The sequence below is a fragment of the Klebsiella sp. KP20-425-1 genome (assembly GCF_025813515.1).
GTDB lineage: Bacteria > Pseudomonadota > Gammaproteobacteria > Enterobacterales > Enterobacteriaceae > Klebsiella > Klebsiella pneumoniae.
In genome coordinates this window covers 4144262-4165390 of sequence record NZ_CP109614.1, presented here as the reverse complement: position 1 = coordinate 4165390, position 21129 = coordinate 4144262, and the positions used below count along the sequence as shown (strand labels likewise).

The 21129-nt window shown below is 56.8% G+C and carries 22 protein-coding genes and 1 tRNA gene; 15 read left to right on the top strand and 8 right to left on the bottom strand.

Features of this window, described 5'->3' with window-relative positions:
- Positions 1 to 44 precede the first annotated feature (44 nt).
- Together mltD and gloB are read right to left on the bottom strand one after the other, a co-directional pair.
- Positions 45 to 1412 carry a murein transglycosylase D gene (gene mltD, locus OHJ17_RS20470; protein ID WP_002889632.1) on the bottom strand — a complete coding sequence of 456 codons (1368 nt, stop codon included), beginning with the start codon at positions 1410 to 1412 and terminating at the stop codon, positions 45 to 47.
- 71 nt (positions 1413 to 1483) lie between these two features.
- Positions 1484 to 2239, bottom strand: a complete 756-nt coding sequence (gloB, locus tag OHJ17_RS20465; RefSeq protein ID WP_004145833.1) for a hydroxyacylglutathione hydrolase — start codon at positions 2237 to 2239, stop codon at positions 1484 to 1486.
- A gap of 32 nt (positions 2240 to 2271) precedes the next feature.
- Between gloB and OHJ17_RS20460 the strand changes: the two genes are divergently transcribed.
- Positions 2272 to 2994: a class I SAM-dependent methyltransferase gene (locus tag OHJ17_RS20460; RefSeq protein ID WP_002889685.1), complete on the top strand. Its 723-nt coding sequence runs from the start codon at positions 2272 to 2274 to the stop codon at positions 2992 to 2994.
- Here the strand turns inward: OHJ17_RS20460 and rnhA are convergent.
- Positions 2991 to 3458: a ribonuclease HI gene (gene rnhA, locus OHJ17_RS20455; protein ID WP_029602780.1), complete on the bottom strand. Its 468-nt coding sequence runs from the start codon at positions 3456 to 3458 to the stop codon at positions 2991 to 2993. The genes OHJ17_RS20460 and rnhA overlap by 4 nt on opposite strands.
- 64 nt (positions 3459 to 3522) lie before the next feature.
- Here rnhA and dnaQ point away from each other — a divergent pair, with 64 nt between their 5' ends.
- Together dnaQ and OHJ17_RS20445 are read left to right on the top strand one after the other, a co-directional pair.
- Positions 3523 to 4254 (top strand): DNA polymerase III subunit epsilon, encoded by a 732-nt coding sequence (gene dnaQ, locus OHJ17_RS20450; protein ID WP_004152034.1) that lies wholly within the window; start codon positions 3523 to 3525, stop codon positions 4252 to 4254.
- 133 nt (positions 4255 to 4387) lie between these two features.
- Positions 4388 to 4464 (top strand) — tRNA-Asp (locus tag OHJ17_RS20445).
- A gap of 59 nt (positions 4465 to 4523) precedes the next feature.
- On the opposite strand, the gene OHJ17_RS20440 is transcribed toward OHJ17_RS20445, so the two are convergent.
- Entirely contained in the window at positions 4524 to 5405 is an 882-nt protein-coding gene (locus tag OHJ17_RS20440; protein ID WP_004177340.1) for a LysR family transcriptional regulator, read from the bottom strand.
- Positions 5406 to 5508: 103 nt separating this feature from the next.
- On the opposite strand from OHJ17_RS20440, the gene eamB reads away from it, so the two are divergent.
- Positions 5509 to 6099 carry a cysteine/O-acetylserine transporter gene (gene eamB / locus OHJ17_RS20435; protein WP_029602781.1) on the top strand — a complete coding sequence of 197 codons (591 nt, stop codon included), beginning with the start codon at positions 5509 to 5511 and terminating at the stop codon, positions 6097 to 6099.
- Between the two features lie 30 nt (positions 6100 to 6129).
- On the opposite strand, the gene OHJ17_RS20430 is transcribed toward eamB, so the two are convergent.
- Positions 6130 to 6900 carry an amidohydrolase gene (locus OHJ17_RS20430; protein WP_002889689.1) on the bottom strand — a complete coding sequence of 257 codons (771 nt, stop codon included), beginning with the start codon at positions 6898 to 6900 and terminating at the stop codon, positions 6130 to 6132.
- Between the two features lie 178 nt (positions 6901 to 7078).
- Positions 7079 to 9523: an acyl-CoA dehydrogenase FadE gene (fadE, locus tag OHJ17_RS20425; protein ID WP_004191884.1), complete on the bottom strand. Its 2445-nt coding sequence runs from the start codon at positions 9521 to 9523 to the stop codon at positions 7079 to 7081.
- A 239-nt stretch (positions 9524 to 9762) separates the two neighbouring features.
- Here fadE and lpcA point away from each other — a divergent pair, with 239 nt between their 5' ends.
- A complete protein-coding gene (lpcA, locus tag OHJ17_RS20420) occupies positions 9763 to 10344 on the top strand; it encodes a D-sedoheptulose 7-phosphate isomerase (RefSeq protein WP_004145825.1) in 582 nt (193 codons plus the stop codon).
- Between the two features lie 74 nt (positions 10345 to 10418).
- Positions 10419 to 11186, top strand: coding sequence for a class II glutamine amidotransferase (locus OHJ17_RS20415; RefSeq protein WP_032431499.1), 768 nt, complete (start codon positions 10419 to 10421; stop codon positions 11184 to 11186).
- Here the strand turns inward: OHJ17_RS20415 and dpaA are convergent.
- Positions 11157 to 11897, bottom strand: a complete 741-nt coding sequence (gene dpaA, locus OHJ17_RS20410; protein WP_002889699.1) for a peptidoglycan meso-diaminopimelic acid protein amidase — start codon at positions 11895 to 11897, stop codon at positions 11157 to 11159. The two genes, OHJ17_RS20415 and dpaA, sit on opposite strands and share 30 nt — an antisense overlap.
- Positions 11898 to 12308: 411 nt before the next feature.
- Here dpaA and OHJ17_RS20405 point away from each other — a divergent pair, with 411 nt between their 5' ends.
- From OHJ17_RS20405 to nqrM, 7 genes are read left to right on the top strand one after another with little or no spacing between them, the layout of a single operon-like run.
- Positions 12309 to 13652 carry a Na(+)-translocating NADH-quinone reductase subunit A gene (locus tag OHJ17_RS20405; RefSeq protein WP_032432620.1) on the top strand — a complete coding sequence of 448 codons (1344 nt, stop codon included), beginning with the start codon at positions 12309 to 12311 and terminating at the stop codon, positions 13650 to 13652.
- Between the two features lie 3 nt (positions 13653 to 13655).
- On the top strand, positions 13656 to 14894 hold the full coding sequence (locus OHJ17_RS20400; RefSeq protein ID WP_004147186.1) for an NADH:ubiquinone reductase (Na(+)-transporting) subunit B: 1239 nt from the start codon (positions 13656 to 13658) through the stop codon (positions 14892 to 14894).
- Positions 14887 to 15681 (top strand): Na(+)-translocating NADH-quinone reductase subunit C, encoded by a 795-nt coding sequence (locus OHJ17_RS20395; protein ID WP_004177336.1) that lies wholly within the window; start codon positions 14887 to 14889, stop codon positions 15679 to 15681. Before OHJ17_RS20400 ends, OHJ17_RS20395 begins: the two co-directional genes overlap by 8 nt.
- On the top strand, positions 15674 to 16312 hold the full coding sequence (locus OHJ17_RS20390; protein ID WP_002889716.1) for an NADH:ubiquinone reductase (Na(+)-transporting) subunit D: 639 nt from the start codon (positions 15674 to 15676) through the stop codon (positions 16310 to 16312). Before OHJ17_RS20395 ends, OHJ17_RS20390 begins: the two co-directional genes overlap by 8 nt.
- Before the next feature lie 6 nt (positions 16313 to 16318).
- On the top strand, positions 16319 to 16915 hold the full coding sequence (gene nqrE / locus OHJ17_RS20385) for an NADH:ubiquinone reductase (Na(+)-transporting) subunit E (RefSeq protein WP_004177335.1): 597 nt from the start codon (positions 16319 to 16321) through the stop codon (positions 16913 to 16915).
- Positions 16916 to 16927: 12 nt separating this feature from the next.
- Complete coding sequence (gene nqrF / locus OHJ17_RS20380; protein WP_002889720.1) at positions 16928 to 18151, top strand: NADH:ubiquinone reductase (Na(+)-transporting) subunit F; 1224 nt, start codon at positions 16928 to 16930, stop codon at positions 18149 to 18151.
- A 2-nt stretch (positions 18152 to 18153) separates the two neighbouring features.
- Positions 18154 to 18369, top strand: coding sequence for a (Na+)-NQR maturation NqrM (nqrM, locus tag OHJ17_RS20375; RefSeq protein WP_004178678.1), 216 nt, complete (start codon positions 18154 to 18156; stop codon positions 18367 to 18369).
- Between the two features lie 222 nt (positions 18370 to 18591).
- Here nqrM and OHJ17_RS20370 read toward each other — a convergent pair whose 3' ends face one another.
- The gene (locus OHJ17_RS20370; protein ID WP_032432621.1) at positions 18592 to 19452 is read right to left on the bottom strand and encodes a glycerophosphodiester phosphodiesterase family protein; all 861 of its coding nucleotides are present in this window, start codon (positions 19450 to 19452) and stop codon (positions 18592 to 18594) included.
- 159 nt (positions 19453 to 19611) lie between these two features.
- Here OHJ17_RS20370 and dinB point away from each other — a divergent pair, with 159 nt between their 5' ends.
- Positions 19612 to 20667: a DNA polymerase IV gene (gene dinB, locus OHJ17_RS20365; protein ID WP_002889726.1), complete on the top strand. Its 1056-nt coding sequence runs from the start codon at positions 19612 to 19614 to the stop codon at positions 20665 to 20667.
- A gap of 2 nt (positions 20668 to 20669) precedes the next feature.
- Positions 20670 to 21122, top strand: a complete 453-nt coding sequence (locus OHJ17_RS20360; RefSeq protein ID WP_032432622.1) for a GNAT family N-acetyltransferase — start codon at positions 20670 to 20672, stop codon at positions 21120 to 21122.
- Positions 21123 to 21129 lie beyond the last annotated feature (7 nt).

Genomic DNA, 21129 nt, shown 5'->3' with positions numbered 1-21129 from the left:
AAAGGCACCGGGGAAGTCGGTGCCTTTTTGTCGAACCAGAGGTATCAGGACTCTGGTCGATCGCTGTTTTTCACAAACAACGTTAGCTGATCGCCTGGGCGCAGGTTGTCGGTATCGCTGTTCCAGCGCATCACGTCGCGAATATTAACGCCGTGACGTTTGGCGATGCTCGACAGCGAATCGCCTTTACGAACGCGATAGGTGATGCTATCGCTGTTGTTCGCCAGACGCTGGGCGCTGCTGCCTGCGCCAATAACCAGATTCTGCCCAACCTTTAATCCAGAGCCGCGCAGGTTATTCCACTGCTGCAGATCGCGGGTCGTCACACCAAGACGGGAAGCTATCCCGGAAATGGTGTCGCCGGAACGCACCTTATAGCTACGGCTGGTTAGCGGCGTATTGTCCGCGAGCTGCGTCGGCTGCACGGCGGCAATGTCGCCAGAGGCCAGCGATTCACGCAGCTGTGCGGCGTGCTTCTGCGGCACCATGACGTACTTTGGCCCGCTCGCGCCCAGCGTTGACCCTTTTACGCCCGCATTGAACGTCTTCAGCTTGCTGACCGGCATACCGGCCATGTCCGCGAGCTGAGAAATATCAACCGGACTGTCGAGGCGAACGCGCGCCAGCGCACGGCTTTCATCAGCCGTAGGCAGCTTTACGCCGTAACGTTTGCTGTTTTTGAGAATGTCGCTCAATGCCAGCATTTTCGGGACGTAGATTTTCGTTTCATGCGGCAGAGACAGCGACCAGAAATCGGTGGGTTTGCCACGCGAACGGTTCGCTTTTACTGCCTTCATGACCCGGCCTTCGCCGCTGTTATAGGCTGCGACCGTTAACAACCAGTCGCCGTCGAACATTTTGTTCAGACGTTGCATCATGTCCAGCGCCGCGGTAGTAGATGCGACGACATCACGACGCGCATCGTAACTGCGGGTCTGTTTTAAACCATAATTGCGCCCTGTGCTCGGAATGATCTGCCAAATGCCTGCGGCATTGGCGCCAGACGTCGCGTGTGGGTCAAAAGCGCTCTCCACTATGGGTAGTAATACCAGTTCCATTGGCATGTTACGTTTCTTAACCTGCCCGGCTATCCAGTACATATACGGCTCTGCCCGTAAAGTTACATCGTGGAGATAGCTCTTATTTCTTAAGTACTTCTGTTTCTGTTCGCGAATCCGGGGATTATCCGGTATTCCCATCTTTAGCTCGTCGCCTATGGAAGTCCACAGATCCTGGTCTTGCGCGTAGAAGGTTCCATCATCTAACCAGCGCGCTTGACTTGTGAACTTGCCTGCTTCCCCTTGACCAGCCGCAGAAAGGCTCTGTGCTCGCTGTTCGACGGTGCCATCGTGCTTAGACGCCTGGCACCCCACCAGCAGGACAGAGGCGAGTAATATCGCTCGTGCCTTCATGTGTGTGTCAATAGTTGCTTAAAAGACGACCAAGGATAACGGCGAAGTTGGCCGATGACAAGAATTAAATATCAGAAGTCATCTTTCTTTGACCTTAACCATGCAAATCGCGCCACAGAGTGTTGCAAATTTGTTTCTTTGTTAATTTTGTCAATTAAATCAATATCATTTACGCGTAAAAATAAATTTATACGCCGCTCATTTTTCAGAGTTACGGGTAGTGTTTTTTGTTTTTTTGCACGTAACTCATTAACTTTATGATAGTAATCGTTTATGTCCCTATCATCTGGCAGGATACTCAATGCAAACTTCATATTCGCTAACGTATATTCATGTGCGCAACATATGAGGGTTTCTTCAGGAAGGGCATTAATTTTCATAAATGATTGATACATCTGCTCTGCTGTACCTTCGAACAGCCTTCCGCAGCCGCCGGAAAACATCGTATCGCCACAGAACAGATAAGGTTCGCTGTAGTAACAGATATGTCCTAATGTGTGACCTGGCGTAGAGAAAATGGAAAAATCGTGCCCGAGAATTGACAGCCGATCGCCATCGCCTACCACCTGAGTGACGCCTTTATCCTGGGTTTCCGCCGGCCCGTAAACCACTATAGAAGGGAATTTTTCACGTAATTGTTTTACGCCGCCGACGTGATCCTGATGATGATGGGTCAATAAAATAGCCTCGGGCTGCCACTGGTTTTCCTCGATGGCTGCCAGAACCGGCGCGGCTTCGCCTGGATCTACGATGATGCAGCGGCCGTTATTCTCACTGAGAACCCAGATGTAGTTGTCCTGAAACGCGGGAATACTGATAAGATTCATAAATTACCTCTAAAGCGTAGCGGAAGGTGGCAATGAAGCCGGCAAGGATACCTCACACAGTGACAGCGCCTGAGCATTGGTCCAGTATGCCGTGGGGCGAATACTATCGCGAAACGCTGGAGCAGCAGATGAAACCGTGGCTGGCTAAATTATATGGCTTTCATCTGCTTAAGATTGGCAATCTGAGCGCGGAAATCAATACCGAAGCTTGCGCCATCTCGCACCAGGTGAATGTCTCGCTGGCGGGAAATCCAATGCAGGTCCGGGCTGACCCGCTGCATTTACCCTTTGCCGAAAAGTCCGTTGACGCCTGCCTGCTGGCGCACACCCTGCCGTGGTGTAGCGATCCGCATCGTCTGCTGCGGGAAGCCGATCGTGTACTGATCGATGATGGCTGGATGATCCTGACCGGGTTTAATCCGGTCAGCCTGATGGGGTTGCGTAAGCTGGTGCCGGTCCTGCGCAAAGGAACGCCTTATAATAGCCGTATGTTTACGCTGATGCGCCAGCTGGACTGGCTGGCGCTGCTCAACTTTGAAGTGCTGCACTATGGACGTTACCAGGTTTTGCCCTGGTCGCGCCATGGCGGCAAATTGTTGAGCACCCATCTGCCGGCGCTGGGCTGTTTGCAATTGATTGTCGCCCGCAAACGGACCATTCCGCTGACGCTCAATCCGATGAAATCCGGCAAAGCGAAAACTCAGCTGCGGCCGGCGGTGGGCGCCACCCGGCAGTGGCGCAAAGGGCAGAATTAACTCTCAGGCAGGTAGCCGACATCGTCCAGTGTGGGGTGGGAGGCCGCCGCGCGCGCCAGCTCGTCGCAGCGTTCATTTTCAGGATGGCCGGCGTGGCCCTTTACCCATTCCCATTTAATTTTATGCTGGCCAAGCGCGGCGTCCAGCCGCTGCCAGAGGTCGACATTTTTCACCGGCTTTTTCTCTGCCGTTTTCCAGCCGCGCTTTTTCCAGTTGTGGATCCACTGGGTGATCCCCTGACGAACATACTGGCTGTCAGTGCTGAGCACCACTTCGCAATGCTCTTTTAACGCTTCCAGGGCAATAATTGCCGCCATCAGTTCCATGCGGTTATTGGTGGTCAGACGGTAGCCAGCGCTGAAGGTTTTTTCGTGCTGGCGGTAGCGCATGATGGCGCCGTAGCCGCCAGGTCCTGGATTACCCAGGCAAGAGCCGTCGGTGAAAATTTCTACCTGTTTGAGCATCTCTGGTAGACTTCCTGTAATTGAAATCGATTTGTAAACGATAAGTCTGACATAAATGACCGCTATGAGCACTGCAATTACGCGCCAGATTGTTCTCGATACCGAAACCACCGGTATGAACCAGATCGGGGCACACTACGAAGGACACAAGATCATTGAGATCGGCGCCGTGGAGGTGATCAACCGCCGCCTGACCGGTAACAATTTTCACGTCTATCTGAAGCCCGATCGGCTGGTGGATCCTGAAGCATTCGGCGTACACGGGATCGCCGATGAGTTCCTGCTGGATAAACCTACCTTTGCCGACGTGGCTGATGAGTTTATGGATTACATCCGCGGCGCGGAGCTGGTGATCCATAACGCCTCGTTCGATATCGGCTTTATGGATTATGAATTCAGTAAGCTAAACCGCGGCATCGGAAAAACCGAGACCTTTTGTAAAATCACCGACAGTTTGGCGCTGGCGCGGAAAATGTTTCCAGGCAAGCGCAACAGCCTCGATGCGCTATGTTCGCGTTACGAAATAGACAACAGCAAGCGTACGCTGCACGGGGCGTTGCTCGATGCCCAGATCCTTGCCGATGTCTATTTGATGATGACCGGCGGCCAGACTTCGATGGCGTTCTCTATGGAAGGCGAAAGCCAGCAGCAGGCGGGAGAGATGGGAATTCAGCGCGTCGTCCGCGCCGGCAGTCAGTTACGCGTGGTTTATGCCTCAGATGAAGAACTGGCGAACCATGAATCCCGCCTCGACCTGGTACAAAAGAAAGGCGGAAGCTGCCTGTGGCGTGCCTGATAGCCACTAAAATGAATTAAAAATAGGCGGTTGGGTGATTTTTGCAGCAAACGATTCAAAATGGTAGAAAAAGCGTTGACGGGGTAGAGGGGAATCCGTAATATTCGCCTCGTTCCCAACGGAACAACAACGCGGAGCGGTAGTTCAGTCGGTTAGAATACCTGCCTGTCACGCAGGGGGTCGCGGGTTCGAGTCCCGTCCGTTCCGCCACTATTCAGAAAGCCTGAATCAGCAATGATTCAGGCTTTCGTCGTTTTCGTCGCCGAATTTCAGCGCGCCTCTTGTTCCTCCTGCATGCACTGCATAAATACCCGCATCGCCGGACTGATAGCCTTCCCGGCATGGTGGGCGCAGAGCGCATGGATCGTCAACGGCGTCTCGCTGAATGGCAGCTCAACCAGCGTCCCGCGCTTGAGCTCGTCCTCCACCGCAAAGCGTGGCAGAAAACTCACTCCCAGATTTCCCGCCACGCACTGCTTGATACTCTCAATACTCCACAGCTCAATGGTGTTCTCCAGAGTAATTTCGCGCTGGCGCAGGGTGCTTTCAAAAATCTGCCGGAACACGCACTGGGGTTCGTTGATGATAAAGCTCAGCGGGATATGCTGCCGCGGGCGCATGAAGTCTACCGGCGCCTGCTCGACCGATGCGACCAGCGCCAGCGACTGCTGGCCAAGCTCCATTATCGTGAGCGCGTCATCGTTACCCACCCGGTAAAACACCCCCAAATCGACCTCGTCGGCAAGCAGCGCATCGCGGATGCTGTAGCAGTTGAGCGACTGCAGCGACAGGCGCACTTTCGGAGCGCGTTGCTTAAAACGCTGCAGCACCCGCGGCATTTTATACGCCAGCAGCGTTTCGCCAGTGGCGACGCGAAGTTCGCCGCCGGGCTCATCGTCCTGGCGTGCCGCCTGACGAATCGAGGCCATCACTTTAGTCAGGTCGTAGACATGCGGCAGGACCTTCTTACCGGCGGCGGTGAGACACATCCGCCGGCCGATTTTCTCAAACAGCGGGATGGCAAGCTCCTGCTCCAGCTGCTGGATATGAAAAGTCACGGTGGACTGAGTGCAGCATAGTTTCTGCGCCGCGCGCAGAAAGGAACCTTCTTCGACAACAGTTTTGAAGGTGATGAAGCGTCGCAGATCCATATTTCCTCTTTGTATCGATATTATCGAAGCGAGAATGAAAAAATATTCATTTTTTTAAATTATCAGCTTCGGGTAGTGTCTGCCAGACAAGAGGAGAAAACCCGTGACACCTACCCTGATAAGCGCCTTTTTAACTTACACTTTGATCACCGCCCTGACACCCGGGCCCAACAATATCCTGGCGCTGAGCAGCGTCACCTCCCATGGTCTACGCCGCAGCCTGCGGGTGCTGGCCGGGATGAGCGTCGGGTTTATTATCACTATGTTGATTTGCGCGGCTTTAACCTTTTCGCTGGTTGAACTCGACTCACGCTTTACCCTGGTATTGGGATGGATTGGCGCGGCGTACATCCTGTGGCTGGCCTGGCAGATTGCCAAAAACAAACCGGCGACAGGGACGCCGAGTGTAGAACCGGTAGGCTTTTGGGCGAGTCTGGGGCTACAGTTCGTCAACGTTAAAATTATTCTGTATGGCATCACCGCGCTTTCTACCTTTGTTCTGCCCGTTACTCGCGAGCCTGTTTGGCTTATCAGCGTGAGTCTGCTGCTGGCGGCGATTGGCGCGCTGGGAAATCTGTGCTGGGCGCTGGCGGGGCATCTGTTTCAACGCCTGTTTTTGCTGTACGGGCGGCAACTGAACTGGATGCTGGCTGCGTTATTGGTCTACTGTGCTGTGCGGATCGTGGTGGAATAAAAAGGGAGCGCAGCGGCTCCCGAAGGGTGATTAGCCGATCGTGAAAGGATCGGCATCGCGCCAGGCGGGGAATTTTTCACGATATTCCTGAAGGGCGCTCAGCGACAGCTCGGCATCAAGACGAGTGGCCTGATGCGGATCGGCGGTGGCGATAATCTCCCCCTGGGGATTGATAATCCGACTATCGCCGCGGTAATGATGGCCGTTGCCGTCAGTGCCAACCCGGTTACAGCCGGCGACATAGGCCTGGTTTTCAATCGCGCGGGCGATCAGCAGCGACTGCCAGTGCAGCGAGCGCGGCGCCGGCCAGTTGGCGACATACAGCGCCAAATCATAGTCGTTCTGATTACGCGACCATACCGGAAAGCGCAGGTCGTAACAGACCAGCGGCAGGATCCGCCATCCACGCCATTCAAAGACCACGCGCTGGTTTCCGGCCTCATAGTGATGATGTTCATCGGCCATACGGAACAGGTGCCGTTTATCATAATGGTGCACCGTACCGTCAGGCTCGACCAGCAGGAAGCGGTTAACGGCGCCGTGTTCAGTTTGCAGCGCAGCGCTGCCGGCAATCAGCGCCTGGGATTGCGCGGCCCGGGCATGCATCCACTCCACCACGTCGGCCTCGGGTAAAGACTGTTTTGCCGCTTCCATGGCAAAGCCGGTGGTAAACATCTCTGGTAAAACAATCACATCGCGCCCGGTGATTCCTTCCAGTTGGCGATCAAAATGGCGCAGGTTGGCAGGGCCGTCCATCCAGACCAGCGGTTGTTGCAACAGCGAAATTTTCAGGCCAGGCACAATGGTCAACTCCATTCTCATGAGGGGGTTAGGTTAACTGTAACACCATATCAGCCGCGCGGCGGTCCGCGGAATATTTTGTTAAAAAAATGCTACTGATGGAAACGAAAGGGGAGGAGAGGGCGAAAAAAAGGCGGGGAAAGTTCCCCGCCCGGCGTGTGATGTGGTAGTGGTTTTATTATGCAGCTTCAACTTTACGAACTTTTTCCGGCAGCTTTACCGGCTTTGTCGCCAGCTCCTCTGGCGCAAAGTCGTCGACGTTAATGCTGCGCAGACGGCTATGCTCTGCACGGGTAAGAATGGCGGCCTCATCCTGACTGATTAATCCTTTGGCCAGCGCGTTGTGGGCCAGCTCATCCAGACGGGTGAACGGCAGATTTTTACCCAACTCTTTGCAGATCCGCTGGTGGATAGGATCGGCCGCCATCACTTCCAGCAGGGCCTCTTCCAGCAGGCCTACCGGGTTATGCTCGCTCGGCGTCAGGTACTGACCGCGACCGATGCGGGAGCGCGTGGCGCTGGGCACCTGCAGAATTTTGGCGACCTGGTGGTCCAGCCTATCCGACGGCGCATGATGATGACGGCCGGTCGGGAAGATGACCAGGCGCATTACGCCTGCCACCAGACGGTTCGGGAAATTGTCCAACAGATCGTCAATGGCTTGCTCGGCCTGGTGCAGCGCGTCCTGTACCCCCCAGTGAACCAGCGGCAGATCGGCTTCATTGCGTCCTTCATCGTCATAGCGTTTCAGCACCGCCGAGGCCAGGTACAGCTGGCTTAACACATCCCCCAGACGGGCGGAGATACGTTCGCGTCGCTTGAGGCTGCCGCCGAGCACCGCCATTGAGACGTCTGACAGCAGTGCCAGGTTGGCGCTCAGACGGTTCATTTGCTGATAGTAGCGACGGGTGGCGTCACGGGTCGGCGCGCTGCTGGTGCGCCCGCCGGTCAGGCCCAGCCAGAAACTCCGCACTTTATTACTGCCGACATGGCCGATGTGTTTGAACAGCAGGTTGTCATAGGCGTTCAGGTCATTATTCTGCGCGGCGGCCATCTCCTCCAGTACGTACGGATGGCAGCGAATCGCCCCCTGACCGAAGATCATCATGCTGCGGGTCAGAATGTTTGCGCCTTCCACGGTGATGGCGATAGGCGCGCCCTGATAGGCCCGGGCGAGGAAGTTGCCTTCGCCCAGCATAATGCCTTTCCCGCCGGTAATATCCATCGCGTCGATAATGGAGCGCTGGCCGCGGTGGGTGCAGTGATATTTCACGATAGCGGACAGCACTGCAGGTTTCTCGCCGAGCATGATGCCGTAGGTGATCAGCGACGCCGCAGCGTCCATCACATAGGCGTTACCGGCGATACGCGCCAGCGCCTCTTCAATCCCTTCCATTTTGCCGATGGAGATTTTGAACTGGCGGCGAATATGGGCGTAAGCGCCAGTCGCCATGGCAACGGATTTCAGACCACCGGTGGCGTTGGACGGCAGAGTAATACCGCGGCCGACCGATAGACATTCAACCAGCATGCGCCAGCCCTGACCGGCCATGCTTGGGCCGCCGATGATGTAATCGATAGGCACGAAGATATCTTTGCCGCGGGTTGGACCGTTCTGGAACGGCACGTTCAGCGGGAAGTGGCGACGGCCGATTTCCACGCCCGGGGTGGAGGTGGGGATCAGCGCGCAGGTGATACCCAGCTCTTCTTCTCCGCCCAGCAAACGATCCGGGTCAGAGAGTTTGAAAGCCAGCCCCAGCACGGTGGCGATAGGCGCCAGCGTGATATAACGTTTGTTCCAGGTCAGGCGCATCCCCAGCACCTGTTGACCCTGCCAGTCGCCCATGCACACCACGCCGGTATCCGGGATGGCGCCGGCGTCAGAGCCCGCTTCCGGGCTGGTGAGAGCGAAGCAAGGGATTTCCAGGCCGCGTGCCAGACGCGGCAGATAATGATTCTTCTGTTCTTCGGTACCGTAATGCTGCAGCAGTTCGCCCGGGCCCAGCGAGTTCGGGACGCCGACGGTGATCGCCAGGATGCCGGAGACGCCAGAGAGTTTCTGCAGTACTCGTGCCTGAGCGTAAGCGGAGAACTCAAGTCCGCCATACTCTTTCTTAATGATCATCGCGAAGAAGCGGTGCTCTTTCAGATAGGCCCACAGCTCCGGCGGCAAATCGGCCATTTCGTGGGTGATGGCGAAGTCGTTAGCCATCCGGCAGGCTTCTTCAACTGGGCCGTCGAGGAAAGCTTGTTCTTCGGCGGTCAGCCGCGGCTGCGGATAGTTATGTAACTTTTGCCAGTCAGGATTGCCGCGAAACAGATCGCCTTCCCACCAGGTGGTGCCGGCGTCGATGGCTTCTTTTTCCGTGCGCGACATCGGCGGCATCACCTTGCGGAATGTGCGAAACGCCGGTGCGGAAATCATGGATTTACGCATAGGCGCAAAGTTAAACGGCAACAGTATGATCGCCAGAGGCAGCAGCAGCCAGATATTCCACACTCCGGCCGCGCCGAGCGCCGCGGTCCAGGCGAGCAAAATCACGCTGCTGAGCAGCAGGCTGACCCGGTGATAGAAGAGCGCGCCGAGTAAAACGACGGTTGCAACAATACTCAAAATCATCATAGAGAAATGCTCCCTGAGCTTGTAGGAGGTCTGACCACTTGTGATGTATTGGTTGTAGTGCATGCGTTTTTATTTAGCAATGTGTTTACAAAATAATTACAACCTTGCTCACATTGTTGTATGCAAAAGCGGCACATAAAATCAAAAGAGCGAGGGATAACGCTGCCTGCTGCTTCTCGCTTCGACGGCTATCCGGTACACTGCCGGGGTTATTCCACTCATACTGAAGGATTATCCTCATGTACCAGGATCTTATTCGTAACGAACTGAACGAAGCCGCGGAAACGCTGGCTAACTTTCTGCAGGACGAAGCCAATATCCATGCTATCCAGCGTGCCGCTGTCCTGCTGGCGGATAGCTTTAAGGCGGGTGGGAAAGTGCTGTCCTGCGGTAATGGCGGTTCCCATTGCGATGCGATGCATTTTGCGGAAGAGCTGACCGGACGTTATCGCGAAAACCGCCCGGGTTACCCGGCCATCGCGATCTCCGACGTCAGCCACCTCTCCTGCGTGAGCAATGATTTTGGCTATGAGTATGTGTTCTCCCGCTACGTTGAATCCGTTGGCCGCGCAGGCGATGTGCTGCTCGGTATCTCCACGTCTGGCAACTCCGGCAACGTGATTAAGGCCATTGAGGCCGCGCGGGCGCAGGGGATGAAAGTGATCACCCTGACCGGTAAAGACGGCGGTAAAATGGCCGGTAGCGCTGATGTTGAAATTCGCGTGCCGCACTTTGGCTACGCCGACCGCATCCAGGAGATCCATATCAAAGTGATCCACATTCTGATTATGCTGATCGAAAAAGAGATGGCGAAAGGCTAACAGGCAGGTGAGTGTGTACTGTTGACGGTGGCCTCGCTCCGGCGCCGTCGTGATTTGTGAGGGTGAGGTGATCTATGTGCGAACTGCTCGGGATGAGCGCCAATGTGCCAACCGATATCTGTTTTAGCTTTACCGGGCTGGTGCAGCGCGGCGGCGGGACGGGGCCGCATAAAGACGGCTGGGGCATCACCTTCTATGAAGGTAAAGGCTGTCGCACATTCAAGGATCCCCAGCCGAGCTTTCAGTCGCCGATCGCGAAACTGGTTCAGGATTACCCCATTAAGTCCTGTTCCGTCGTCGCCCATATTCGTCAGGCCAACCGCGGGAGGGTGGCCCTGGAGAACACCCATCCCTTCACCCGCGAACTGTGGGGGCGCAACTGGACCTATGCGCACAATGGGCAGCTAAAAGGCTATAAGTCGCTGAAAACCGGTAATTTTCATCCGGTAGGTGAAACCGACAGTGAAAAAGCGTTTTGCTGGCTGCTGCACCGTTTAACCGAGCGCTATCCGCGCACGCCGGGCAATATGCTGGGCGTTTTCAAGAATATCGCCACCCTCGCGGGTGAACTACGTGAGAAAGGGGTGTTCAACATGCTGCTGTCGGACGGGCGCTACGTAATGGCGTTCTGCTCGACCAATCTGCACTGGATCACCCGGCGAGCGCCGTTCGGCGTGGCAAAACTGCTGGACCAGGATGTGGAGATCGACTTTCAACGCGAGACCACACCCAACGATGTGGTCACGGTTATCGCCACGCAGCCGCTGACGGCCAATGAAACCTGGCATAAGATCATGCCAGGCGAGTGGGCGTTATTTTGTCTCGGGGAGCGTGTAGTTTGAGGCCAGCTGCGGCTGGACAACCTCGTGGCTGAGCGGCTTGCTCACCACATAGCGGCCGTCGGTCACTGATACGACCGGCGGTTTGTGGGTCTGCTGGAAATAGTCATAGCCAGGCTTGAGCTGTTTCCAGAAATCCGCGTAGTAGGAGTATTTGTGGCGTTCCATGTTGGCGTTGGTCATGCGGAACGGATAGATACTCACCTGCACGCTTGGCTGGCCGAAGACTAAGGCGCCGGTCACGAACTGGAAGATCTCATCGATACCGCTGTCGGTCATGGCGTAGCAGCCGACTGAGACGCAGTCGCCGTGGATCATCAGGTATTTCCCTTCATAACCATGGGCGCGATCGTAGGCGTTCGGGAAGCCGATGTTAATCGCTTTATAGAAGCGGCTGTCGGGTTTGAGCTGGCTGCGGGTGACGTTATAGAACCCTTCCGGACTCTTGAAATCGCCCTGGCGCTGTTTCGGACCGAGGCCACCGGAGTAGTTGCAGATCCGGTAGCTGTCGAGGAGCTGGTAGGTCTCACCCATTTTGACGTAAAGGTCGAGCATGCGCTCTTCTTTAAAGATCTCAATGTAAACCGGTGAACCCATTAATTGCTGCTTATATTCTTTGCTTACCGGCGTTGTCGGGCTGTTGCTGCTGAGCAGCCCGGCAAATGACACGCACGGCAACAGAAGCATCGCAATAAATAATGCGATTTTGCGCATACTGCTTGTTCCTTGATAAAACAAAATAGCCACATTGCCAGGACGGCAAGAGAGACCCGAAATCAGAGTTTTCTGGATTTAGAGCGCTCACATTAGCATCACGGCATTTTTTCGCAAGGGCGACGTGGCGGCGTTTACAAATCAGCCTCACTTTATACCCTGCCAGCGACGAAAACACAGTGAGAACTTTGCGCAATAGCTCGCATTTTAGAAGCACTTATCGCCCCTTGCGCTACAGCCGCCGCTCACGAAATGTTACACTTGCGCCGGTTCATCATCAGAGTAAGAAAGGATGCTTCTCTTCCGTCCTGAGCGCTACTGGCGCCGTTTCGCCCTTTCTTCTCTGCCATTCTGTCAATAAGCTGGCCCTGACCTGCGTCGGGGTTGAGGTTACGGATACCTGCTAACGATATGATTAAAATCACGAAAGGGCTGGATTTGCCCATAGCTGGCATGCCATTACAGCAGATTTCTCCCGCGCCAGCGGTGAAGCGCGTCGCGCTACTCGGCGAAGAGTACGTTGGCATGCGTCCCGCGATGGCGGTTAAAGAAGGCGATCGGGTCAAAAAAGGTCAGATCCTGTTCGAAGATAAAAAGATCCCTGGCGTCTGCTTTACCGCCCCGGCGAGCGGGATCGTCAGCGCGATCCACCGCGGCGAACGGCGCGTGTTGCAGTCGGTGGTGATTGATATCGAGGGCAATGACGCGGTGGCGTTTACCCGTTACGCCGCGGACGCGCTGGCCGAACTGCCGCGCGACACCGTACAGCAGCAGCTGCTGGCGTCGGGCCAATGGACGGCGCTGCGTACCCGACCGTTCAGCAAAACGCCGCTCCCGGGGAGCACGCCCGCCGCTATCTTTGTTAACGCCATGGACACCAATCCGCTGGCGGCGGAGCCGCAGCCGATTATTCTGGCCGAACGTGCCGCCTTCGACGCCGGTCTTACCGTGCTCACGCGCTTGACCGACGGGAAAGTGCACGTCTGCCAGCCCAGCGGCGGCAAGCTGGGCGGTCATCCTCTCGGCCAGGTTCGTTTCAATCAGTTCAGCGGGCCGCACCCGGCGGGGCTGCCGGGAACGCATATTCACTTTCTGGAGCCGGTGAGCCTGAATAAGCAGGTCTGGCACCTCAATTATCAGGACGCGATCGCCATTGGTAAGCTTTTCCTCGACGGGGAGCTCTACTGCGAACGGATAATTGCGCTCGGCGGCCCGCAGGTAACATCTCCGCGGCTGGTCAAAACGACGCTCGGCGCCAGCCTGGAGGATCTGCTGGCAGGTGAGCTGCAGGAGGGGGAAAACAGGGTCATTTCCGGCTCGGTGCTTAGCGGCGCCCGCGCCCATGGCCCTCACGCCTTCCTGGGGCGCTTCCATCTGCAGGTGAGCGTGGTCAAAGAAGGGCGGGAAAAAGAGCTCTTCGGCTGGGTGATGCCGGGCAAAGAGAAATTCTCGATTACCCGCACCACGCTGGGCCATTTCTTCAAGCGCAAGCGCTTTCATTTTTCCACCGATACCAACGGCGGCGAGCGGGCGATGGTGCCGATCGGCAACTACGAGCGGGTGATGCCTCTGGATATCCTGCCGACCATACTGCTGCGCGATCTGCTGGCCGGAGACACCGACAGCGCTCAGGCGCTGGGCTGTCTGGAGCTGGATGAAGAAGATCTGGCGCTGTGCACCTATGTTTGCCCTGGAAAGTATGAATATGGCCCGGCGCTGCGCAGCGTGTTAACCCGGATTGAGCAGGAAGGATAAGAGATGGGCTTAAAGCACCTGATTGAGAAACTTGAGCCGCATTTCACGCATGGCGGCAAGCTGGAAAAATATTACCCGCTGTATGAGGCGGCGGCGACCATCTTCTACACGCCGGGCCAGGTAACCCGCGGCGCGGCGCACGTGCGCGACGCCATCGACCTGAAGCGGATGATGATCCTCGTGTGGTTTGCCGTATTCCCGGCGATGTTCTGGGGCATGTACAACGTTGGGCTGCAGACCATTCCGGCGCTGCACAAGCTATACGGCGCCGAACAGCTGCAGCAGGCGATCGCCAACAACTGGCACTACAGCGTCGCCCAGTGGTTAGGGGTGAGCTTCAGTGCCGACGCCGGCTGGCTGAGCATGATGACCCTGGGCGCGGTATTTTTCCTGCCGATCTATATTACCGTTTTTATCGTCGGTGGCTTCTGGGAGGTGCTGTTCGCGATTGTGCGCAAGCATGAGATTAACGAAGGTTTTTTCGTTACCTCTATTCTCTTCGCGCTGATTGTGCCGCCCACGCTGCCGCTGTGGCAGGCGGCGCTGGGGATCTCCTTCGGCGTGGTGATCGCCAAAGAGATTTTCGGCGGCACCGGGCGCAACTTCCTCAACCCGGCGCTGGCGGGGCGCGCGTTCCTGTTCTTCGCCTATCCGGCGCAGATTTCCGGCGATCTCGTATGGACCGCGGCGGACGGTTTCTCCGGCGCCACGCCGCTCTCCCAGTGGGCCAGCGGCGGCGGTGAAGCGCTGGTGAACGTGGCGACTGGCGTGCCGGTGAGCTGGATGGACGCCTTCCTCGGCAATATTCCCGGCTCAATTGGCGAAGTGTCAACGCTGATGATCTTCATCGGCGGGGCGATCATCCTCTTTGGCCGCGTCGCGTCCTGGCGCATCGTCGCCGGGGTAATGATCGGCATGATCGCCACCGCCACCCTGTTTAACGTTATCGGCTCCGACACCAACCCGATGTTCGCTATGCCATGGTACTGGCATCTGGTGCTCGGCGGTTTCGCCTTCGGGATGATGTTTATGGCGACGGACCCGGTATCCGCCTCGTTTACCGATAAAGGGAAATGGAGTTACGGCGTGCTGATCGGCGTGATGTGCGTGCTGATCCGCGTGGTGAACCCGGCTTATCCGGAAGGGATGATGCTGGCGATCCTCTTCGCCAACCTCTTCGCACCGCTGTTCGATTATCTGGTGGTGCAGGCCAATATTAAGCGGAGGAAGTCGCGTGGCTGAGAAGAAAAGTAACGATAGCATCGGCAAAACGCTGCTGGTGGTGCTGGTGCTTTGTCTGGTCTGCTCCATCGTGGTGGCGGGCTCGGCCGTGGGGCTGAAATCCCGCCAGCAGGCGCAGCGGGCATTGGATAAGCAGCGCAATATCCTGGCAGTGTCAGGGCTGATGCACCCCGGTATGGATGCGGATGCGGTAGCGGACACCTTCGCGGCGCGCATTACCCCGCGACTGGTGAATCTGGCCACCGGCGAACTGCTGGAGAAAGACCCGGGTAAATTTAATCAGGCTCAGGCGCTGAAGGATCCGCAGCAGAGTATGGCCCTGGATGCCAGTCAGGATCCGGCTGGTATAAAGCGACGCAGTAATCTGGCGGAAATTTACCTGGTGCGCGACGCGCAGCAGAAGATTGAGCAGGTGGTGCTGCCCATTTATGGCAACGGCCTGTGGTCAATGATGTATGCCTTCGTGGCGCTGGACGTCGATGGCCGCACGGTAAAAGGTATTACTTACTACGATCAGGGCGAAACGCCGGGGCTGGGCGGCGAGGTGGAAAACCCGAACTGGCGCCAGCAGTTTGTCGGCAAGCAGGTGCTGGATGACAACGGCATGCCGGCGCTGAAGGTGGTGAAAGGCGGCGCGCGCGCAGGCGATCTCCACGCGGTTGACGGTTTATCCGGCGCCACGCTGACGTCCAATGGCGTGCAGCATAGCTTTGATTTCTGGATGGGCGAACTGGGCTTTGGTCCGTTCCTGAAAAAGGTTCGTGAGGGAGAGCTGAATAATGGCTGAACAGAGCGATATGAAAGAGGTGAAGCGCGTGCTGGTGGGGCCGCTCATCGCCAATAACCCCATCGCCCTGCAGGTGCTGGGTGTCTGCTCCGCACTGGCGGTAACCACCAAACTGGAAACCGCCTTCGTGATGACCATTGCGGTGACCCTGGTGACGGCGTTCTCCAGCATGTTTATCTCGATGATCCGCCACCATATTCCCAATAGCGTGCGCATCATCGTGCAGATGGCGATCATCGCCTCGCTGGTGATCGTGGTGGATCAGCTGCTGCGGGCTTTCGCCTATGAGACCTCCAAACAGCTGTCGGTATTCGTCGGGCTTATCATCACCAACTGCATCGTGATGGGCCGCGCCGAAGCCTACGCCATGAAGTCGCCGCCGCTGGCGAGCTTTATGGATGGTATTGGCAACGGTCTCGGCTATGGCGCGATCCTGATTATCGTCGGCTTCCTGCGCGAGCTTATCGGTAGCGGCAAGCTGTTCGGTATCACGGTGCTGGAAACGGTGCAGAACGGCGGCTGGTATCAGCCGAACGGCCTGTTCCTGCTGGCGCCGAGCGCGTTCTTCATTATCGGTTTGCTGATCTGGGCCCTGCGTAGCTGGAAGCCTGAGCAGCAGGAAAAGGAGTAATCGGTGATGGCTCATTACATCAGCCTGTTTGTCCGCGCGGTGTTCGTTGAGAACATGGCGCTGGCCTTCTTCCTCGGGATGTGCACCTTTCTTGCGGTGTCGAAAAAGGTCTCCACCGCCTTCGGCCTCGGCGTCGCGGTGACGGTAGTGCTGGGGCTTGCCGTGCCAATCAATAACCTGGTCTATAACCTGGTGCTGCGCGACGGCGCGCTGGTTGAGGGGGTGGATCTCAGCTTTCTTAACTTCATCACCTTTATCGGAGTGATCGCCGCGCTGGTGCAGATCCTCGAGATGATCCTCGATAAGTATTTTCCGGCACTGTACAACGCGCTGGGCATCTTCCTGCCGCTGATTGCGGTTAACTGTGCGATTTTCGGCGGCGTGTCGTTCATGGTGCAGCGCGATTACAACTTCCCGGAGTCCATCGTCTACGGCTTCGGCTCCGGCATTGGCTGGATGCTGGCGATCGTGGCGATGGCGGGGATCCGCGAAAAAATGAAGTACGCCAACGTGCCCGCCGGTTTGCGCGGGTTAGGGATCACCTTTATCACCACCGGACTAATGGCGCTGGGCTTTATGTCCTTCTCCGGCGTGCAGCTATAAGGGCGAATAAGTATGGAAATTATTCTTGGCGTCGTGATGTTCACGCTGATTGTGCTGGTGCTGTCGGGGCTTATCCTGGCAGCGCGCTCAAAGCTGGTGAACGCGGGCGACGTGGTTATTGAGATCAATAACGAAGCGGATAAACAGATCCGCACCCCGGCGGGTGACAAACTGCTGAACACGCTGTCCAGCAACGGGATCTTCGTCTCCTCCGCCTGCGGCGGCGGCGGCTCCTGCGGCCAGTGTCGGGTAACTGTTAAAGAGGGCGGCGGGGATATCCTGCCGACCGAGCTTTCGCATATTACCAAGCGGGATGCCAAAGCCGGTTGCCGTCTGGCCTGTCAGGTGGCGGTGAAGCAGAACATGAAGATTGAACTGCCGGAAGAGATTTTCGGCGTCAAAAAATGGGAGTGTGAAGTTATCTCTAACGATAACAAAGCCACTTTCATTAAAGAGCTCAAGCTGCGGATCCCGGAGGGGGAGGTGGTGCCGTTTCGCGCCGGGGGCTATATTCAGATTGAATGCCCGCCGCATAAAGTAGCCTATGCAGATTTTGATGTTCCCGATGAATACCGTTCAGACTGGGATAAGTTCAACCTGTTTCGCTATGTCTCTGAGGTGAAAGAGCCGACCCTGCGCGCCTACTCAATGGCTAACTATCCGGAAGAGAAGGGCATCATTATGCTCAATGTGCGCATCGCGACGCCGCCGCCGAAGGTCCCGGATGCGCCGCCGGGGATCATGTCATCCTATATCTGGTCGCTGAAGCCGGGCGATAAGGTGACGATTTCCGGGCCGTTTGGCGAGTTCTTTGCTAAAGAAACCGACGCCGAGATGGTGTTTATCGGCGGCGGCGCCGGGATGGCGCCGATGCGTTCGCATATTTTCGACCAGCTCAAGCGCCTGCACAGCACGCGCAAAATCAGCTTCTGGTACGGCGCCCGTTCGCTGCGCGAAATGTTCTACGATGAGGAGTTTGAACAGCTGGCGCGCGACAATCCAAACTTTACCTTCCACGTCGCGCTCTCCGATCCGCTGCCGGAAGATAACTGGACCGGGCATACCGGCTTTATCCATAACGTTCTGTACGAGAACTATCTACGCGATCACCCGGCGCCGGAAGACTGCGAGTTCTACATGTGTGGGCCGCCGGTAATGAACGCCGCGGTAATTAAGATGCTCAAAGATCTGGGCGTCGAGGACGAGAATATTCTCCTCGACGACTTTGGAGGCTGACGATGCTGACGGTATTTATCGCGACCTTTGTGATTTTTGCGCTGGTGATCTTCGGCATGTCGCTGGGCTACCTGGTGAAGCGCAAGAGCATCCAGGGCAGCTGCGGTGGGATCTCCGCGCTGGGGCTGGAGAAAGTCTGCGATTGTCCGGAACCGTGCGACGCGCGTAAAAAGCGCCTCGCCCGCGAGGCGCAGCGTCAGCAGCGGCGTATTTTGTAATGCCCGGCGGCGCTGCGCATGCCGGACCTGCTGCTTCAGTTTTGTAGGCCGGGTAAGGCGCCAGCCGCCACCCGGCATAAAGCGGCTCCGTGCCCGGCGGCGCTGCGCTTGCCGGGGCTGCTGCTTCGGTTTTGTAGGCCGGGTAAGGCGCCAGCCGCCACCCGGCAACAACATGCCAGCAATGTGAGGCCGCTTTCGCGGCTTTTTTAGCCGTTGACTCCCTTACTGCCAGCTTTTCGCCTGCGCCGGAGAATCCACCATCACCCCGTCGGCGCCCAGTTCTATCGCCGTGCGGTAGTCTTCCGCACTGTTGATGCCGAAGAAGATAATGTGCGCTTTATCCTGCGAGCGGAAGCAATCCATTGCCTCTTTATCCCAGGTGAGCGTCGCCGGGGAGATCCCTTCGCCAAGGGTGAATTTCTCCACCACCTCGACTTTGCGCTTCAGCTCCAGTCCATACCATTGCTCACCATCGCGTTGACTCGCTGGCTGGCACTGATGGCTGAGCGAAATATTGGCAAGCCTGGTGCGGGTTTCACTGCGAGTGACAAAGCGAGGGATGGCTGGCGGCAGGGCGGCGATATAGCGGTCTTCGGTGGAATAGACCCGCACGCGATCGAGGTTATCGGTGGTTTTTAACACTTCAAGCAGGCGCTGGCCCATCACGGTCGGATCGGCATCCGGAGATTTGATATCGATATAGAAAAAAGTGTGCGGCCATTGCTGTAAAACGCTTTGCAAGGTCGGAATGGTGGCCTGCTTACCGCGCCACGGGTGGCTGTCATCCCCCCATTTCCAGCCGGCGTCGACTTTCGCCAGCTCGGCGGCGGTCAAACTGGAAACTTTGCCCTCGCTATTGGTCAATGCGGAAAGATCGCTTGACCGGTAGAGCACCGGTACGCCGTCGCGGCTTAACTGCACCGTGACCCAGATGGCTTCGGCGTTATTCTCCAGCGCCAGCTTAATGGCCGGCAGGGTATTTTCCGGCGCATCGCCGGTGCCGCCGCGGTGGGCTATCAGCTGTGGAGCGGCCCAGGCGCCGGCGGTGGCCAGCAGGCAAAGCGCGGTAAGTATTTTCTTCATGATTATATCTTCCTGGTTTATCTTTTAACTCAATGAAAATAAACATAATTTATTGCAGTTTTATGTTTTAACCGCTTTTTTAGCCGATGAAATAAAAAAAGCATAAAATTCGCATCTGTTTTTGCTATGCTGTATGGGTATACAGTGTTGAGTCTGACGATGCGTAAAATTATCCATGTCGATATGGACTGTTTCTTTGCGGCGGTGGAGATGCGCGACAACCCAGCGTTGCGCGATATTCCCCTCGCGATAGGCGGCAGTCGGGTACAACGTGGCGTGATTAGTACCGCGAACTATCCTGCGCGTAAGTTTGGCGTGCGCAGCGCCATGCCGACGGCGACGGCGCTCAAGCTGTGCCCGCATCTCACGCTGCTTCCCGGCCGCTTTGATGCCTACAAAGAAGCCTCGAACCATATCCGCGAAATTTTCTCCCGCTATACCTCGCGCATTGAGCCGCTGTCGCTGGATGAAGCCTATCTTGACGTCAGCGACAGCGAGCATTGTCACGGGTCAGCCACCCTGATAGCCCAGGAGATCCGCCAGACCATCGAACGGGAGCTGCGCCTCACCGCCTCGGCGGGGGTGGCGCCGGTGAAGTTTCTCGCTAAAATCGCTTCAGATATGAATAAACCCAACGGCCAGTTCGTTATCGCCCCCCATCAGGTGGCAGAGTTTGTGCGGGCGCTGCCGCTGGCGAAAATACCCGGCGTCGGGAAGGTATCGGCAGCGAAGCTGGAAAATATGGGCCTGCGAACCTGTGGCGATGTGCAGAACAGCGATCTGGCCATGCTGCTTAAGCGCTTCGGTAAATTCGGGCGTATTCTGTGGGAGCGCAGCCACGGGATTGATGAGCGGGAAATTCATAACGATCGGCAGCGTAAATCGGTGGGCGTGGAGCGCACCTTAGCGGAAGATATACATGAATGGCCGGAGTGCGAAGCGATTATCGAAAACCTCTATCCCGAGCTGGAGAGGCGACTGGCGAAGGTCAAACCTGATCTGCTGATCGCCCGCCAGGGCATTAAACTGAAATTCAATGATTTCCAGCTGACCACCCAGGAGCACGTCTGGCCGCGGCTGAACAAAGAGGATCTGATCGCCACCGCGCACAAAGCCTGGGATGAGCGCCGCGGCGGACGGGGCGTGCGCCTGGTTGGGCTCCACGTGACGTTGCTCGATCCGCAGCTGGAAAGGCAGCTTTTATTAGGGATTTAGCCATGCATATTCGTGCTTACCGCGACAGCGATTTGCCACTGCTCTGCCAGATCTTTCTGCGCGCGGTGCGGGAAACCGCCAGTCGGGACTATACCCCGGGGCAGATCGCGGCCTGGGCGCAGGTGGATGAGACGCGCTGGCGACAAAAGCTGGCCGACTCAATCGGCCTGGTGGCCGTGGTCAACAGCCAGCCGTTTGGCTTTATCACCGCCATCGGGACGCATATCGATTTGCTGTTCGTCTCGCCGGATCGTGCCCGCCAGGGTATCGGCGGCGCGCTTATCGAGGCGCTCTGCGTTCAGTATCCAGCGCAAATCCTGACGGTGGACGCCAGCATTACCGCAAAGCCCTGTTTTACGGCTCATGGTTTTAAGGTGGTGGCTGAGCAACGGGTGGCGGCGCGCGGGGAGTGGTTTATTAATTACCGGATGGAAAAACGCGTGGCGCTAAGGTGATGCGGGG

What these genes read in the sequence shown, in the direction of transcription:
- OHJ17_RS20400 (WP_004147186.1), top strand. Translation starts at nt 13,656, where the DNA reads ATGGGCTTAAAGCACCTGATTGAGAAACTTGAGCCGCATTTCACGCAT.
- dnaQ (WP_004152034.1), top strand. Translation starts at nt 3,523, where the DNA reads ATGAGCACTGCAATTACGCGCCAGATTGTTCTCGATACCGAAACCACC.
- gloB (WP_004145833.1), bottom strand. Translation starts at nt 2,239, where the DNA reads ATGAATCTTATCAGTATTCCCGCGTTTCAGGACAACTACATCTGGGTT.
- dpaA (WP_002889699.1), bottom strand. Translation starts at nt 11,897, where the DNA reads ATGCGCAAAATCGCATTATTTATTGCGATGCTTCTGTTGCCGTGCGTG.
- OHJ17_RS20440 (WP_004177340.1), bottom strand. Translation starts at nt 5,405, where the DNA reads ATGGATCTGCGACGCTTCATCACCTTCAAAACTGTTGTCGAAGAAGGT.
- OHJ17_RS20405 (WP_032432620.1), top strand. Translation starts at nt 12,309, where the DNA reads ATGATTAAAATCACGAAAGGGCTGGATTTGCCCATAGCTGGCATGCCA.
- fadE (WP_004191884.1), bottom strand. Translation starts at nt 9,523, where the DNA reads ATGATGATTTTGAGTATTGTTGCAACCGTCGTTTTACTCGGCGCGCTC.
- lpcA (WP_004145825.1), top strand. Translation starts at nt 9,763, where the DNA reads ATGTACCAGGATCTTATTCGTAACGAACTGAACGAAGCCGCGGAAACG.
- nqrF (WP_002889720.1), top strand. Translation starts at nt 16,928, where the DNA reads ATGGAAATTATTCTTGGCGTCGTGATGTTCACGCTGATTGTGCTGGTG.
- rnhA (WP_029602780.1), bottom strand. Translation starts at nt 3,458, where the DNA reads ATGCTCAAACAGGTAGAAATTTTCACCGACGGCTCTTGCCTGGGTAAT.
- OHJ17_RS20360 (WP_032432622.1), top strand. Translation starts at nt 20,670, where the DNA reads ATGCATATTCGTGCTTACCGCGACAGCGATTTGCCACTGCTCTGCCAG.
- mltD (WP_002889632.1), bottom strand. Translation starts at nt 1,412, where the DNA reads ATGAAGGCACGAGCGATATTACTCGCCTCTGTCCTGCTGGTGGGGTGC.
- OHJ17_RS20390 (WP_002889716.1), top strand. Translation starts at nt 15,674, where the DNA reads ATGGCTGAACAGAGCGATATGAAAGAGGTGAAGCGCGTGCTGGTGGGG.
- OHJ17_RS20460 (WP_002889685.1), top strand. Translation starts at nt 2,272, where the DNA reads ATGAAGCCGGCAAGGATACCTCACACAGTGACAGCGCCTGAGCATTGG.
- nqrM (WP_004178678.1), top strand. Translation starts at nt 18,154, where the DNA reads ATGCTGACGGTATTTATCGCGACCTTTGTGATTTTTGCGCTGGTGATC.
- dinB (WP_002889726.1), top strand. Translation starts at nt 19,612, where the DNA reads ATGCGTAAAATTATCCATGTCGATATGGACTGTTTCTTTGCGGCGGTG.
- OHJ17_RS20370 (WP_032432621.1), bottom strand. Translation starts at nt 19,452, where the DNA reads ATGAAGAAAATACTTACCGCGCTTTGCCTGCTGGCCACCGCCGGCGCC.
- nqrE (WP_004177335.1), top strand. Translation starts at nt 16,319, where the DNA reads ATGGCTCATTACATCAGCCTGTTTGTCCGCGCGGTGTTCGTTGAGAAC.
- OHJ17_RS20415 (WP_032431499.1), top strand. Translation starts at nt 10,419, where the DNA reads ATGTGCGAACTGCTCGGGATGAGCGCCAATGTGCCAACCGATATCTGT.